This is a genomic window from Bradyrhizobium sp. USDA 4532, assembly GCF_024171315.1.
In the GTDB taxonomy this organism is placed as follows: domain Bacteria; phylum Pseudomonadota; class Alphaproteobacteria; order Rhizobiales; family Xanthobacteraceae; genus Bradyrhizobium; species Bradyrhizobium australafricanum.
Map to the genome: position 1 here is coordinate 5,803,076 of NZ_JALJZN010000001.1, position 14,489 is coordinate 5,817,564.

General features: G+C 64.6%; 14 protein-coding genes and 1 pseudogene. 5 read left to right on the forward strand and 10 right to left on the reverse strand.

Annotation, left to right across the window (positions count from 1 at the left end; genetic code table 11):
- Positions 1–75 precede the first annotated feature (75 nt).
- The 5 genes and pseudogenes from J2R76_RS26720 to J2R76_RS26740 all read right to left on the reverse strand — a co-directional run bounded on the left by J2R76_RS26720 (position 76) and on the right by J2R76_RS26740 (position 3,195).
- Positions 76–813: a thioredoxin family protein gene (locus tag J2R76_RS26720; protein WP_076824560.1), complete on the reverse strand. Its 738-nt coding sequence runs from the start codon at positions 811–813 to the stop codon at positions 76–78.
- A gap of 18 nt (positions 814–831) precedes the next feature.
- A pseudogene (locus tag J2R76_RS26725) lies at positions 832–1,194 on the reverse strand (SRPBCC domain-containing protein); the annotation flags it as partial.
- Entirely contained in the window at positions 1,179–1,634 is a 456-nt protein-coding gene (locus J2R76_RS26730; RefSeq protein ID WP_076824558.1) for a helix-turn-helix transcriptional regulator, read from the reverse strand. The gene J2R76_RS26730 and the pseudogene J2R76_RS26725, both read right to left, overlap by 16 nt.
- Positions 1,635–1,764: 130 nt before the next feature.
- Complete coding sequence (locus tag J2R76_RS26735; protein WP_076824556.1) at positions 1,765–2,052, reverse strand: DUF3551 domain-containing protein; 288 nt, start codon at positions 2,050–2,052, stop codon at positions 1,765–1,767.
- 171 nt (positions 2,053–2,223) lie between these two features.
- On the reverse strand, positions 2,224–3,195 hold the full coding sequence (locus J2R76_RS26740; protein WP_057015345.1) for a tripartite tricarboxylate transporter substrate binding protein: 972 nt from the start codon (positions 3,193–3,195) through the stop codon (positions 2,224–2,226).
- A 204-nt stretch (positions 3,196–3,399) separates the two neighbouring features.
- On the opposite strand from J2R76_RS26740, the gene J2R76_RS26745 reads away from it, so the two are divergent.
- Positions 3,400–3,819: a VOC family protein gene (locus J2R76_RS26745; protein WP_057015344.1), complete on the forward strand. Its 420-nt coding sequence runs from the start codon at positions 3,400–3,402 to the stop codon at positions 3,817–3,819.
- Between the two features lie 208 nt (positions 3,820–4,027).
- A complete protein-coding gene (locus tag J2R76_RS26750) occupies positions 4,028–5,608 on the forward strand; it encodes an AMP-binding protein (RefSeq protein ID WP_253625186.1) in 1,581 nt (526 codons plus the stop codon).
- A 102-nt stretch (positions 5,609–5,710) separates the two neighbouring features.
- Here the strand turns inward: J2R76_RS26750 and J2R76_RS26755 are convergent, their stop codons facing one another.
- The 4 genes from J2R76_RS26755 to J2R76_RS26770 all read right to left on the reverse strand — a co-directional run bounded on the left by J2R76_RS26755 (position 5,711) and on the right by J2R76_RS26770 (position 11,314).
- Entirely contained in the window at positions 5,711–7,000 is a 1,290-nt protein-coding gene (locus J2R76_RS26755) for a cytochrome P450 (protein WP_076824552.1), read from the reverse strand.
- A 151-nt stretch (positions 7,001–7,151) separates the two neighbouring features.
- A complete protein-coding gene (locus tag J2R76_RS26760) occupies positions 7,152–8,249 on the reverse strand; it encodes an HD-GYP domain-containing protein (RefSeq protein WP_076824550.1) in 1,098 nt (365 codons plus the stop codon).
- Between the two features lie 291 nt (positions 8,250–8,540).
- Positions 8,541–10,826: a molybdopterin cofactor-binding domain-containing protein gene (locus J2R76_RS26765; RefSeq protein ID WP_253625187.1), complete on the reverse strand. Its 2,286-nt coding sequence runs from the start codon at positions 10,824–10,826 to the stop codon at positions 8,541–8,543.
- Entirely contained in the window at positions 10,823–11,314 is a 492-nt protein-coding gene (locus J2R76_RS26770) for a (2Fe-2S)-binding protein (RefSeq protein WP_026192016.1), read from the reverse strand. Before J2R76_RS26770 ends, J2R76_RS26765 begins: the two co-directional genes overlap by 4 nt.
- A 309-nt stretch (positions 11,315–11,623) precedes the next feature.
- Between J2R76_RS26770 and J2R76_RS26775 the strand changes: the two genes are divergently transcribed.
- The 3 genes from J2R76_RS26775 to J2R76_RS26785 all read left to right on the forward strand — a co-directional run bounded on the left by J2R76_RS26775 (position 11,624) and on the right by J2R76_RS26785 (position 13,553).
- Positions 11,624–12,412 carry an alpha/beta fold hydrolase gene (locus J2R76_RS26775; protein ID WP_057015340.1) on the forward strand — a complete coding sequence of 263 codons (789 nt, stop codon included), beginning with the start codon at positions 11,624–11,626 and terminating at the stop codon, positions 12,410–12,412.
- Positions 12,409–12,744: a hypothetical protein gene (locus J2R76_RS26780; RefSeq protein ID WP_057015339.1), complete on the forward strand. Its 336-nt coding sequence runs from the start codon at positions 12,409–12,411 to the stop codon at positions 12,742–12,744. Before J2R76_RS26775 ends, J2R76_RS26780 begins: the two co-directional genes overlap by 4 nt.
- Before the next feature lie 134 nt (positions 12,745–12,878).
- Positions 12,879–13,553, forward strand: a complete 675-nt coding sequence (locus tag J2R76_RS26785) for a dienelactone hydrolase family protein (protein WP_253625188.1) — start codon at positions 12,879–12,881, stop codon at positions 13,551–13,553.
- 131 nt (positions 13,554–13,684) lie between these two features.
- Here J2R76_RS26785 and J2R76_RS26790 read toward each other — a convergent pair whose 3' ends face one another.
- Entirely contained in the window at positions 13,685–14,440 is a 756-nt protein-coding gene (locus J2R76_RS26790; RefSeq protein ID WP_168856621.1) for a polysaccharide biosynthesis/export family protein, read from the reverse strand.
- Between the last annotated feature and the right edge of the window lie 49 nt (positions 14,441–14,489).

A 14,489-nucleotide genomic window follows, 5' to 3' on the forward strand; every position in this document is an offset into this window, starting at 1 on the left:
GCTGAAGATGGATTGCTTCGTCGCTTCCACGCAAAATTGCCCTGCAATTTTGTCGCGAGCCCCTCGCAATGACGATCAGCTGTGACAGCAGGATGCCTGAACCGGCGCCGGTTGGTACTGGTCACGTAGCCGCACCCAATCCATCGGATAGGGCAATCCTTCCTCGTGGCGGCCGAGTGGCGTCAGGTCGAGATAGTGATAGGCGGCATTCATCATGTCGAGGCCGCGCGCGAAGGTCGAGTAAGTGTGGAACACGCTCCCTGTCTCATCGCGGAAGAACACGCTGATGCCGGGCAGTTCGGGACCATAGAGCGGCGTCGTTCCATAATTGTATTTCGCGTTCCCCGCATCGATCTGCGCTTGCGTGAACGACACGCCGTAATCGTAGTTGAAGTCGCTCTCTCCCGAGGAGACCCAGTCGAAGGTCCAGCCCATCCGCGCCTTGAATGCGTCGAGCTTGACGAGCGGCGCCCGCGAGATCGCGATCATCGTGGTGTCGCGCGCGGCGAGATGCGGAACCATGCGCTCGAAACCGTCGGCCCAGAACGAGCAGTTCTTGCACGCCGCGTCCCACTCCGGCGCGAACATCACATGCTGCACCACGAGTTGCGGCCTGCCCATGAAGAGATCGCCGAGCGTCATTTTGCCGCCCGGCCCGTCGAACACATAGTCCTTGTCGACCTTGACCCAGGGCAGTTCGCGGCGCTGCCGGCTGAGCGCTTCGCGGGCCTGGGTCAGTTCCTTCTCACCGGCCATCAGCGCCTTGCGGGCTGCGATCCATTCTTCACGCGAGACGATCATGTGCTGTTGCATGGGATGCTCCTTTGCAGGTCAGGCGTCGACGAAGCTTTCCAGATTGCCGAGGAATGCGGTCCAGCCGCGCTGGTGGTTGTCGCGGGCGGTCTCATCGACGAACTGCGCGTGATGGAAGGTGAGCAACGTACCGCCGGCATCGGGCTTGATCGATATCGTTACCTCGGATTCGCGTTCGGGCGTCGAATGCCAGGCCCAGCTGAACACCAGCTTCTCGTTCGGCACCACCTCACGATAGACGCCGCCGACCTCGTGATATTCGCCGTTGGTGCCGATGAATCCGATGCGATAGCGTCCGCCGACGCGGACATCGAGCTCCGCACGCGTCGTGGCCGGCTTGACCCCACCCGGTCCGAACCACTGCGCTAGATTTTCCGGCTCGGTCCACGCGGCGTAGACTTTTTCCGGCCGCGCGCGGAGGCGTCGCGTGAGGGTGAGGCTTGGGCGCGCGGCGAGGCCGGCGTCGGCGGCGACTGCGGATTGGTTTGCCATGGTTCTTCCTCCACAAAGGCGGCAAGGCGATCGAGATTGTCGGACCAGAATTGCGCATAGCGATTGAGCCAGTTCATCGCCTGCTCCATCGGCCGTGCGGTGAGCCGGCACGCCACCGTGCGGCCGGTCTTTTCGCGCGCGACGAGACCCGCATCGGTGAGCACGTCGAGATGCTTCATGATCGCCGGCAGCGACATCGCGAATGGCTGCGCCAGCTCGCTCACCGACAGGCTTTCCTGGTCGCCGAGCCGCGCCAGCAGCGCGCGACGGGTGGGATCGGAAAGCGCCGCAAAGGTGCGGTCCAGCGTCTCATCCTGATACTTAACCATGTGGTTTAGTATAGGCGCAAACGGCGTGACGTCAAGTGCGCGGCTTCACGATCACGTCAGCATGGACCCGACGCGAGGGACGAACGTCAGGAACAGTGGCGACAGACCGCCTTGCGGTGATGCCGCAACGCTAGTCGGGATAAACGGTCCGGTGCCGACGCTGATAGCGGCCCGGTGGTGGCGGCGGCGGTTCGCTGAACAGAAAGCGCGGATTCTCGCCGCAATAGAGATAGCGGCCGGACACGCTCGCGAGGCATTGCTGGTAGGTCCGGTAAGCGCATTCGCCGGGATAACCCAGGCTCGGGCCCTGCGCGCACCATGGGTAGTCATAAGGATCGGCGGAAGCGGGCGTGATACTCGCCGCGCCTGCGAGCGTCATCGTTCCCAGAACAAGCATTGCCAATCCCGATGCGCGCATGATCCGGCTCCTCGGACGCCGCAGTTAGCCAGGTGCGGCATCTTTGATAAGGTTCCTGAAGGTCATTTTATTCCGCGTCAAGGCCGACGAAACCGGCTTCGGCCAGGGACCGGCTGTACCACGCGGGCCACGTTTGTCCCGCGCGATCCAGCATCGCGCCTCTTGCGAGGCCTACTCGACCTTGAGGCCGGCGAACTCGACCACCTTCTTCCACTTGTCGGTTTCGGCCTTGATGTCGTTGCCGAAGGCTTCCGGCGTCTGGATCAGCGGATCGCCGCCGAGCTCGACCAGGCGCTTCTTCATGTCGGGTTCGGCGAGTACGGCGTTGATCTCGGTGTTGAGCCTGGCGATAACTTCCTTCGGCATGTTCTTCGGCGCGCCCATGCCGAACAGCGCGCTCGCCTCGTAGCCCTTTACGGTTTCGGCAACCGACGGAACATCGGGCAGTTGCGAGGATCGCTCCGTTGACGTCACAGCCAGCGCGCGCAGCGCGCCGGAGCGGATGTGCTGGATGATCGAGGGCATGTTGTCGAAGATCACCTGCACCTGGCCGCCGAGCATGTCGGTGATCGCGGGCGCGGCGCCGCGATACGGCACATGCTGCATCTTGCAGCCGGTCATCGCCATGAACATCTCGCCGGAGAGATGCACCGAGGTGCCGTTGCCGGAAGAGGCCATGTTCACCTTGCCGGGATTGGCCTTCACATATTCGATGAACTCGGCGACGGTCTTGGCCGGTACGTCCTTGTTGACGGTCATCACGTTCGGCACGCGATTGAAGGAAGCAACCGGCGCGACGTCGCGCACGAAGTTGAACTTCAGATTGGCGTAAAGCGAGGCATTGATGTAATTGGCCGGATTGACCAGCAGCACGGTGTAGCCGTCCGGCTCGGCGTTGATCGCTGCCTCGGTGCCGATATTGTTGCCGGCGCCCGGCTTGTTCTCGATCACGAATTGCTGCCCGAGCCTCTCCGACAGCCGCTGCCCGACCAGGCGCGCGATGATGTCGGTGGCGCCGCCCGGCGGATAACCCACGATCCAGCGCACCGGCCGCGCCGGATAGTCGGCAGCGGAAGCGCGGCCGATCGCGAATGTCGAAATCCCCGACCCGATCAGGCCCAGCGCGGTACGGCGTGAAATCATGAAGTTTCTCCCAATCCAGCAGGGTTTGGCGCCCTGCCCGTTTCTGTTGCGTTGCGTGCGGCGCGGTTTTAACAAACAATGCCTGAAGCGACCAGTGCGACACGTGCGCCGCCGACCGCGACGAAAGACTAAGCTTCGGCTCTGATCGCACCAGAACCGGCGACCACATCGCTCGAAAGCACTCTGGACCGAAGAGGATCGATCATGTCCGTCAAGGTGAATGGGCTCGACCATCTCGTGATCAACGTCACCGATGTCGTGCGCTCGGTTGCCTGGTACAGCAGGATCCTCGGCATGGAGGTGAAGGTGTTCGACCCGGGCAAGGGCAAGACACCGCGCACCTCGCTGGTGTTCGGCAACCAGAAGATCAATGTGCGGCCGCGCGATGCCGACAAGGTGGACTGGTTCACCGCCGATCACGAGGCGGCCGGCAGCGACGATCTCTGCTTCCTCACTTCGAGCACGCCCGAGGAAGTGGTCGCACATCTGAAGGCCAATGGCGTCAGAATCGAGGAAGGCCCGGTGGCCAAGCAGGGCGCGCGCGGCACGCTGCGCTCGGTCTATTGCCGCGACCCCGACGGCAGCCTGATCGAGATCTCGTCGTACGAGAAGAACGCGACGTAGCTTTCGTTCGTCCTTGCGAACCGGCGCGGCGTGCGAATGCGCGCCCGATGACGGATGCCGCGAATAAATCGATCTCTTCCGTGCGGCGGAACAGATTGCTTCAGCGCAAAACCGCTTTGCAGATCCCGATTTGCTCTCGGCGCACGCCGATGGCAGAACTGCTCCAACCAAGATCAATGGCGGCCGGCAAGGCCGCGCGGGAGGACATATGAGCAATTCAAAAGCAGTGCCGGGCGTCGTGGGACCGTTTGCGGGGCTCGACGTGCCTTGGCTGCTGCGGATGCGCGCCGAAGTGCGCCGCGACCATCCATTCCTGATCTGGGCGCCGTTCGACACGGCGGCACGGCGCTGGAGCTACGGCGAATTCCATGAGCGCGTCGGCGCGCTGGCTGCGGGCCTTGCGAAGCGCGGCATCCGGCAGGGCGACTATGTCCTGATCCATCTCGACAATTGCGTCGAAGCGATCATGTCGTGGTTCGCCTGCGTCGAGCTCGGCGCCATCGCCGTCACCACCAACACCCGCTCGGCCGCCGCCGAGATCGAATATTTCGGCGGCCATTGCGGCGCGGTCGCCGCGATCACCCAGCCGGCCTATGCCGAGCTGATATCAGCCAACTGCAAGGGCCTGCGCTGGATCGCGGTGACCTCGCACGACGCCGGGCAAGCGCCGGCACAAACGCCCGCGCACGGCGACAGTTTTGACGCGCTGTTTGCCGACAGCGCCGACCGGCCGCGTCGCCCAACCGATCCGCTCGCCCCCTGCAGTGTACAATACACCTCCGGCACCACGTCGCGGCCGAAGGCGGTGCTGTGGACCCACGCCAACGCGCTGTGGGGCGCCAAGATCAACGCCGCGCATCAGGATCTGCACGCCTTTGACGTGCACCAGACCTATCTGCCGCTGTTTCACACCAACGCGCTGGCCTATTCGATGCTGGCGAGCCTGTGGGTCGGGGGCACCTGCGTGATCCAGCCACGCTTCTCGGCGAGCCGCTTCTGGCCGGTGGCGCTCGAGCATGGCTCGACCTGGACCTCGACGATCCCGTTCTGCATGAAGGCGCTGCTGGAGCACGAGGTGCCGAAGAAGCACAAATTCCGGCTCTGGGGCACTGCCGTGAACGAGCCGCCGGCATTCGCGATGTTCGGCATCAAGATCATCGGCTGGTGGGGCATGACCGAGACCATCACCCACGGCATCATCGGCGAGGTCGATCAGCCCAACACGCCGATGTCGATCGGCCGCGCCGCGCCGGAATACGAAATCCGCATCGTCAATGACGACGGCGCGCCGACCGGCGTCGGCGAGACCGGCAACCTCCTGATCAAGGGCATCCCGGGCCTGTCGCTGTTCGCCGAATATCTGCACAACGAAAAGGCCACGCGGGAAAGCTTCGACGAGCTCGGCTACTTCATCACCGGCGACCGCGTCACGATGCTGGAGCGCGGCTACGTCAAGTTCGGCGACCGCTCCAAGGACATGCTGAAGGTCGGCGGCGAGAATGTCGCGGCCTCCGAGATCGAACAGGTGATCGCGGTGGTGCCGGGCGTACGCGAAGCCGCCGTGGTGGCGAAGAAGCATCCGATGCTGGACGAGGTGCCGGTCGTCTTCATCATCCCGCAGGCCGGCGTCGCCAAGCTGCCCGTCGACCTCCACGACAACGTCATGGCCGCTTGTCGCGCAGGCCTCGCCGACTTCAAGTTGCCGCGCGAAATCCGTTTCGTCGACGAGATGCCGCGGTCGACGCTGGAGAAGGTCGCGAAGGCGGAGCTCAGGAAGATGGTGGAGTGAGGCGGACTTGATCGCGTCATTCCGGGGCGATGCGTTAGTATCGAACCCGGAATCTCGAGATTCCGGGCCTGGTCCTTCGAACCATCCCGGAAGGACAAGTACTCAATTCACCTCGAACCGGATCGGCAGCTTCTTCGGGCCGTTGACGAAATAGGCCTGCGTCATCTTCACCTCGCCGTCGAGCGACAGCGACTTCAGGTGCGGCAGCAGCTCCTCGAACAGGATGCGCATCTCGAGCTTGGCGAGGTACTGACCGAGACAGAGATGCGCGCCATAGCCGAACGCGACATGGCGGTTGGGCTTGCGGTCGCTGCGGAAGCGATCGGGGTCCTCGAACACCTCCTCGTCGCGATTGCCCGAGGCGTAGCACAGCATCAGCCAGTCGCCCTTGGCGATCTTGCGGCCGCCGAGCTCGGTATCCGCGGTGGCCGAGCGCATGAAATGCTTGACCGGCGTCATCCAGCGGATCGACTCGTCGACCAGGCCCGGAATCAGGTCCGGATTGGCCTTCACCTTGGCGAATTCCGCGGGGTCCCTGGCCAGCGCCCAGATCGCGCCGGCGGTCGAGGATGAGGTGGTGTCGTGGCCCGCCGTCGCGACGATCATGTAATAGCTGGTCTGATCGTGCTCCGGCATGTACTCGCCGCCGATCTTCGCGTTGGCGATGACGGTGGCGAGATCGTCGCGCGGGTGCTGGCGGCGATCCTCGGTGATCTTGCGGAAGTAGGCGGAAAAGTCGGCGATGATCGCCTGCAACATCGCGGAGACCTGCTCCGCGCTCAGCGCGTCGCGGACGCGCGCGGTGTCGGGATCCTGCGGCCCGAACAGTTCCTGCGTCAGCTTGAGCATGCGCGGCTCGTCCGCCTCGGGCACGCCGAGGATCTCCATGATGACGTGCAGCGGATAGCCGAGCGCGACATCCTCGACGAAGTCGCAGGCGCCGCCCCTCGCGAGCATGCGTTGCACCGTGGCGCGCGCGATCTCGCGGACGCGGGCCTCGAACTTGCCGAGATTGGCCGGCATGAACCAGCCTTGCGTCAGCGCGCGATATTTCGGGTGATCGGGCGCGTCCATCTGCACCAGCGAGCGCACCAAATTGGGCCCGCCCGTGATCTTGCGAACGCGCTCCTCGAGCGCCTGCGTCGTCAGGGTGGTCGGCCGATCGGCGTTGTGGAACAGCTCGTTCTGCCGGCTGATCGCCTGGATATGCGCGTGCTTGGTCACCACCCAGAACGGGTCGAACTTCTCGGGCCGCGCGATGCCGAGCGGGTTGTTGGCGCGCAGCCAACGATAGCTGTCGTGGATGCGGTCGTCCGCATAGGCGACGGGATCGACGAGGGTTGCCGCGATGTCGGCGGGGATGTCGAAATCCCCGGTCGTTGCCGTATCCATGATCGTCCTCACCCGTCGGAGCATCGGTCCTGCCGATGATCACCGGAATCTAGGCGGAGGTAAGGAGCACGACTTGCGTTGATTGGCTAGAGCCGTCGCCTCAGCCGGCATTGCGACGACGAAGCGACGTAGCAATGATGGGGTTGAGGACTCAATAGTGCCCGAACGCCACCGGGCGGAACGCCTGCAGCAATTGCTGGTCGAGCTTGCCGCCCATCTCCTCCATCATGGAGAACGCCTTGGCGTGGGTGAACTGCAGGCGGTAGGCGCGCTTCTCGACCAAAGCGGCATAGACGTCGACGATCGTGGTGACGCGGACGATGTCGCTGATCTGGTTGCCGCTGAGGCCGTTCGGATAGCCGGTGCCGTCGAGGAATTCGTGGTGATGCAGGATCACGTCGAGCATTTCCGGCGGGAAGCCGCCCTGCGCGGACAGCGCCTCGTAGCCGCGGCGCGGATGCTCGCGCATCTCGGCCATTTCCTCCACCGTCAAGGCCCCGGGCTTGTCGAGCAGCGCGACCGGGACGAAGGCCTTGCCGACGTCGTGCAGCAGCGCGGCGCGGGCGAGCCGGCGCTGATCGTCCTCACGCATGCCGAGGTGCTGCGCGAACGCAACCGCAAAACCGGTCACGAACAGGCAATGGCGATAGGTCTCCTGGTGATGGCAGCCGACCGTGGTCAGCCATTCGCGCAGCGAGTTGTGCTTGATCGCCTTGAGGATCTTGTTCTCGGCGGCGACGATGTCCTCGAACTTGAGCGGCTCCCCGGCGCGCATCCGCTCGAACATCTTGACCATCACGCCGTGCGCGGCTTCGACGCCGCGGTTGAGCGCCTTGCCGCGATCGGTCTCGTCATAGCCGCTGTCGTCGGGGAATGCGGCGCGGATGCGCTGCAGGATGCCGCGCGCATCGAACGGCCGCGAGATCGTGTCGGTGGCGCCGAGCGCCCAGGCCTGCATCGAGGCGTGATGCAAGGCGTCCGCCAGCACGAACAGCCGCGGCATCTCGCGATAGGCGTCGGCCTGCAGCTTGGCGCGGACGAGTTGCACGGCTTCGGGCGAGCGCAGATTGATGTCGACGACGATGCCGGAGAGATCGCGGGCCGGCTGCTCGGGAATGTCAGAGGTCGGAACGGTATCGACCTCGCCCACCGAGCGCAGGATGTTGGCGAGCTCGTTGCTCTGATCGCTTCGATCTGACGCCAGCAGGAGGCGGCGCTTCGAAGTCTGGTTGTTGGCTAAGGCTGTCATGAAATCCCCGTCGCGGTAACGACTGACGCCGGGACGCTACCTGACGATGCGTTCCCTCCGACTTAATGGGGATGCTGAACGGCGCTTAAGCGCAATGGGTACAATTTGAGGGATCGCCGAATCCGCCAGCAAAATCAGGCCGGCCGGAAATCGATGCAGTTGCGCAGATCGGCAGCGAATCATGAATTTTTGCGGCGTCGAAGTTGATGCCGTCACTGCCCGGCCGACACGCGAAGCAAAGAAAAACGCCGGAGAACTCGTGCTCTCCGGCGTTCTTGTTCGTTCAGGCCGTTACGCCTTCATCGCAGCCTTGACGGCTTCCGCGGTGATCGGCAGGCCGCGAACGCGGGCACCGACCGCGTTGAAGACGGCGTTGCCGATCGCCGGCGCCACCACCGTCACCGCGGGCTCGCCGACGCCGGTCGCCTTCTCGCCATTGGCGATGACGTTGACCGCGACTTCCGGCAGCTGGCTCATCCGAAGCGGCGTGTAGCTGTCGAAGTTGGTCTGCTCGATGCCGCCGTCCTTCAACGTCGCCTTCTCGAACAGCGCCAGCGACATGCCCCACAGCGCCGCGCCCTCGACCTGGGCCCGGATGCCGTCGGGATTCACCTGCGTACCAACGTCGGTCGCAACCGTCAGCTTCTTCACCGTCACCTCGCCCGACGGGGCGACCGCGACATGGGCGACGCAGGCGGTCCAGCTCGCCGTGGCGCGCTCCTGCGACGACACGCAGGCCACCCCCATGCCTTCGCCCTTGGGCAGCTGCTTGGTGCCGTAGCCGGCAAGGCCCATCGCAGCAAGCAAGGTGTTGCGGAGACGCTGCGCGCCGCCGTCATTCTTGCCCTTGCCGTCGAGCAACGAGATGCGCAGCTGCGCCGGGTCCTTGCCGGTCGCATGCGCAATCTCGTCGATCATGCTTTCGACCGCCCAGAACGTCCAGCCCGGCGCCACCGAGCGGAGCTGACCAGACGGGGTGGCGTTGTGCGCCATCTCGTTCTTGATCGCCCGCACATAGTGGTTGGGCACGGTGTAGAAGAAGTCCGCTCCGTTCACGGTGAAGGAGTCGAGCGGACCCTTCTTGTCGACCGACGGTGTGAGGAAATCGGGGATTCCCCAACGCGCGGTCGGCCAGGCCGAGACCACGTCGTGGCTCATCGCGACGATCTTGCCGTCGCCGTCCATGCCGGCCTTCACCTTCTGGTAGGTCAGCGGACGCGAGAAATCCATCGTCATGTCGTTTTCGCGCGTGTAGATGACCTTGACCGGCTTGCCGACGGCCTTCGCCGCCTGCACCGCGGGCACCATCATGTCGGCGTCGAGACGCCGGCCGAAACCGCCGCCCAGCCACATCTGGTGCATCACCACGAACTTCGGATCGATCCCGGCGGCGCCGGCCGCAATCGCGCCGGAGCGCGTCGCGAACTGGTTGCCGGAATAGATGTGCAGGATGTCGCCCTTGAACTCCGCGGTGGCGTTCATCGGCTCCATCGGCGCGTGGATGTTGATGTTGGTGGTGTATTCCGCCTCCAGCACCCTGGCCGCCGATCCGAAGGCCGCCTTGGGATCACCGTCCTTGACGAAGAACTGGCCGGAATCGTCCAGTCCCTGAAGCCGCTTGGCCTCGGCGAGCAGCGATTCGCTCGACAGCTTCGCGTTCGGACCGCCGTCATAGCTGATCTTCAGCGCCGCCGCGGCCTTCTTCGCCTGCGCATAGGTGTTGGCGACCGCGACGACCCAGCCGGTCGTGGTTGTGGTCTTGTCGTCGAGGGTGACGGCCTTGATGAAGCCGGGCAGCTTCTTGGCCGCGCTATCGTCGACCGACTTCACGGTGGCGCCGTAACGCACCGGTGGGGTAACCAGCGCGCCGTAGACCATGCCCGGCACCATCACGTCGATGCCGTACTTGGCCGTGCCGTTGGTCTTCGACGGGATGTCGAGTTGCGGCACCGAGACGCCGATCATCGTGTACTGGTCGGGCGTCTTGAGCTTGATCGCCTTCAGATCATCCGCCGTGAAGGTCTTGGTCGCCTTGCCGCTCTTCACCACTTCGGCGAACGACATCGACTTCTTCGACTTCGCATGGCTGATCCTGGAGTCACGTACCACCAGCTCGCCGGCCGGCACGCCCATGGAGGCCGCCGCCGCCTCGGTCAATGCAATGCGGCCGGCTGCGCCGGCGCGGCTCATCGCGTCGAAGTTCATCATCGTCGACCAGCTGCCGCCGGTGATCTGCGCGCCCAGCACGGGATCGTTGAACTTCGGATCGTTGGAGGCGAGTTGAACCCGCATGTCCTTCCAGTTCGCGCCGAGCTCTTCGGCCACGATCTGCGCCATGGTCGAGGCGACGTGCTGGCCCATGTCGGCCTTGCCGCAGGTCACGGTGACGAGACCGTCGGGCGCGATCGAATACCAGACGCTCGGCTCGAAGTTGGCGGGCGCGGGTGCCGCGAGCGCCTGATCGATGCCGGACCCAGCGTAGCCGAGCACGAGGCCGGTTGCAGCGGTGCCGACCAGGAAGGAACGGCGGCTGAGATCGGTCGTCTCTGGCGCGAGGTTTTTCACGTGCTTGTTCATGTGGCCCTCCGCTCGGATCCGGTGGCCGATGCGGTGCGCATGTCGGACGCAGCGCGCATGATCGCCTTCTGGATTCGTGAATAGGTCATGCAACGGCAGAGGTTGCCGTCCATATGCGCGACCACTTCTTCCTTGGTCGGGTTGGTGTTCTTCGACAGCAGTGCCGCCGCCTGCATGATCTGGCCGGACTGGCAGTAGCCGCATTGCGGCACCTGCTCGGCGACCCAGGCCTTCTGCAAGGGATGATCGCCCTTGGCGGAGAGGCCTTCGATGGTAGTGATCTTCTTGCCGACGGCGTCGGCGACCGAGGTCTGGCAGGACCGCACCGCTTCGCCGTTGACGTGAACCGTGCAGGCGCCACACAGACCGGCGCCGCAACCGAATTTGGTGCCCGTCATCTGCAATTGCTCGCGGATGACCCAAAGCAGCGGCGTGTCATTGGCCGCCTCGACGGACATATTCCGTCCGTTGATATTGAGATTTGGCATCTCTCTCCCCTTCCGGTGTAGGAAGCCGCTTACGGCGGCAACTCACTGTTGGGTCTTGGCCGGCGCCCACCGGGTAAGCGACAGTTGCCGAAACAATGATCCGGTTCCCGGCTGGAGGCAATCCAATTTGGAATTGCTCGAAAAGAATAAATTTCCGAAGATGCCTGTTGTGCGATGCGGCAACGGCATGACGCTTTTTGGAATGCCAGCGTTCGTGTCTAATCGCCAGGCGCTTGCTCAAAGCGTCGGCAGCAAGCACCGGCAACGCCGTCCGATGACAGCGGCAAGAGAAACACAAGGAGCCCGTCAATGGCCAAGCTCAACCGCAACGGCGTCGAGATCTACTACGAGGTTCACGGCAATGGCCCGCCGCTGATCCTGACCCACGGCTATTCCTCGACCTCGGCGATGTGGCAGGGCCAGATCGAGGCGCTGTCGCAACGGCACAAGCTGATCCTGTGGGACATGCGCGGGCACGGCCAGTCCGACTATCCCGACGATTCCGATGCCTATAGCGAAGCGCTGACGGTCGGCGACATCGCCGCTCTGCTCGACGCCGCCGGCGCCGACAAGGCGATCGTCGGCGGGCTGTCGCTCGGCGGCTACATGTCGCTCGCCTTTCATCGCGCCCATCCGGAGCGGGTGCGGGCGCTGCTGATCATCGACACCGGTCCGGGCTTCAAGAAGGACGACGCCCGTGAGGTCTGGAACAAGCGCGCCCGCGAGACCGGCGACCGCTTCGACCGCGAAGGGCTCGAGGTGCTTAGATCGTTGAGCGCCGAGCGCGCGTCGGTCACCCATCGCAACGCCAGGGGCCTCGCGCTCGCCGCGCGCGGCATGCTGGCACAGCGCGATGCACGGGTGATCGAATCGCTGCCCGGGATCCAGGTGCCAGCACTGGTTGTGGTCGGCGCCGACGACACGCCGTTCCTGGCGGCGTCCGACTACATGGCGGCAAAAATCCCCGGGGCGCGGAAGGCGGTGATTCCGAACGCCGGCCATGCCGTCAACATCGACCAGCCGCAGGCCTTCATCGCCGCGGTGCTGCCGTTCCTGGATGGCCTTGAAGCCGGCGCGCCGGGAAAGCCCGCGCCATGAAGACAATCGCCGTTGCCTTGTTGCTGACTGCGGCGACGACAGGGGCGAGCGCGCAGAAGCTGCCGTTCGTCACAGCCCCGTCCACTTTCACTGCGACGTTGTCGAACACCACGCCGCTGGTGTTCGGCATGGGCGTTGCGGACGCGCAGCGCGCGCTCGGCACGCCTTTCACCTATGTCAGCGGACGGCCCGGCAACGAGATCTTCCTGACCTTCCGCGACCTCGGCGGCAGCGGGCTGTTTCCGCACCACGACCGCCTCTTCCTGCAATTCCGCAAACACCGGCTGACCGGCTGGAAGGCCGACTGGGGCGAGAACTGGATGTGGCGCTAGAGCATGGTCCGGAAAAGTGCGAAGCGGTTTTCCGAAACGGCCATGTTCAAACGAAGAGCCAAAGCGCGACGACGATGTCATCGCGCCTCATCATCGAGAGCTTCATGCACCCCCCAAACTGACAAGGATGGACCATGGGACAAGACATCAAACTCAAAGCTTCGGACGGATTTGAACTCGGCGCCTACCGCGCCGATCCTGCCGGCGCGCCGAAGGGCGCGGTCGTCGTGATCCAGGAGATTTTTGGCGTCAATCACCACATCCGCTCGGTCTGCGACCGGCTGGCGAAGGAAGGCTATGTCGCGGTTGCACCTTCGATCTTCGACCGCATCACGCCGAACTTCCAGAGCGGCTATTCCCCCGACGAGATCGCCGAGGCGCGGAAGTTCGTCGCCAATCCGGACTGGGCCGCGATGCTGCGCGACAGCCAGGCGGCGATCGACGCGGCGAAGCCGGCCGGTCCGGTCGGCATCATCGGCTTCTGCCTCGGCGGCAGCGTCGCCTATGCTGCCGCCACCAAGCTGGCCGGGCTGTCAGCCGCGGTCGGCTATTACGGCGGCGCCGTCGTGCGCTTCGCCGACGACAAGCCGGCGGTACCGACGCAGCTGCATTTTGGCGAGAAGGATGCCGGCATTCCCTTGGGCGATGTCGAGACCATCAAGTCGAAGCGGCCCGAGGTCGAGGTCTTCATCTATCCCGGCGCGCAGCACGGCTTCCATTGCGACGAGCGCGCCAGCTACGACAAGCCAAGTGCCGACATCGCCTGGCCGCGCAGCATGGAGTTTTTCGCAAAGCATTTGAAGAAGTGACGCTGTGAGCGTCACTCCGGGGCGATGCGCAGCATCGAACCACAGATGCGCAATTGCGCATCGGGGAATCTCGAGATTCCGGGTCTGGTGCTAACGCACCATCCCGGAATGACAAAGGACGCTGTCCTTCTTCAGAACCAGCGCTCGCCGACGAACACCGTATCGCCCGGGCTCATCGGCGTGCCCAGCGGCACCACAAAGCGCCCGGAGCCGGACGCATCGGTGTGGGTCAGCGTCACGCTGTCGCGGCGGGCACGCGGCGAGAAGCCGCCGGCAATCGCGACCGCGCTCTCGACCGTCATGTTCGGCACGTAGGGATATTGGCCGGGGGCCTGGACTTCGCCGAGGATGAAGAACGGACGATAGGACTCGATCTCGACCGCCACCGAAGGCTCGCGGATATAGCCGTTGCGCAGCCGTGCCGAGATTTCGCCGGCAAGCCCGGCCGGCGTGCGGCCGCGTGCCGGCACCGAGCCGATCAGCGGCATGGTGATCGCGCCCGCGGCGTCGATCGCATAGGAATTGGTCAGGCCTTCCTGGCCGTAGACCACCACGCGAAGCTTGTCGCCGGGGCCAAGGTGATAGCCGTTGTCGTAACCGGCGGGGGGTCCACCCGGGGAGGCGGCGGCATAGACGACCGGGGCGGCGGCCGGTGCGGCATAGCCATAACCAGGGGACGTGCTGGCGAAGGCGGAACGCAATGCGCTGATCGCACCGCCGCCGCCTGCATCGGCAACCGGAGCGGGTGCGTAGGCCGGGCCGTAGGTGACGGCATCGACGCCTTGCGGGCCGACGGCGACGGGACCGGACGTGCTCATGCAACCAGACAGCGCGAGCGCAGCCACAACGGCAGTGATCGGCAATCGTAACGCGCGTGCAACCGGCACCGGACCTATCCCTCAACGGCGAGACAGGCCCAGTCTTGCACCACTTATG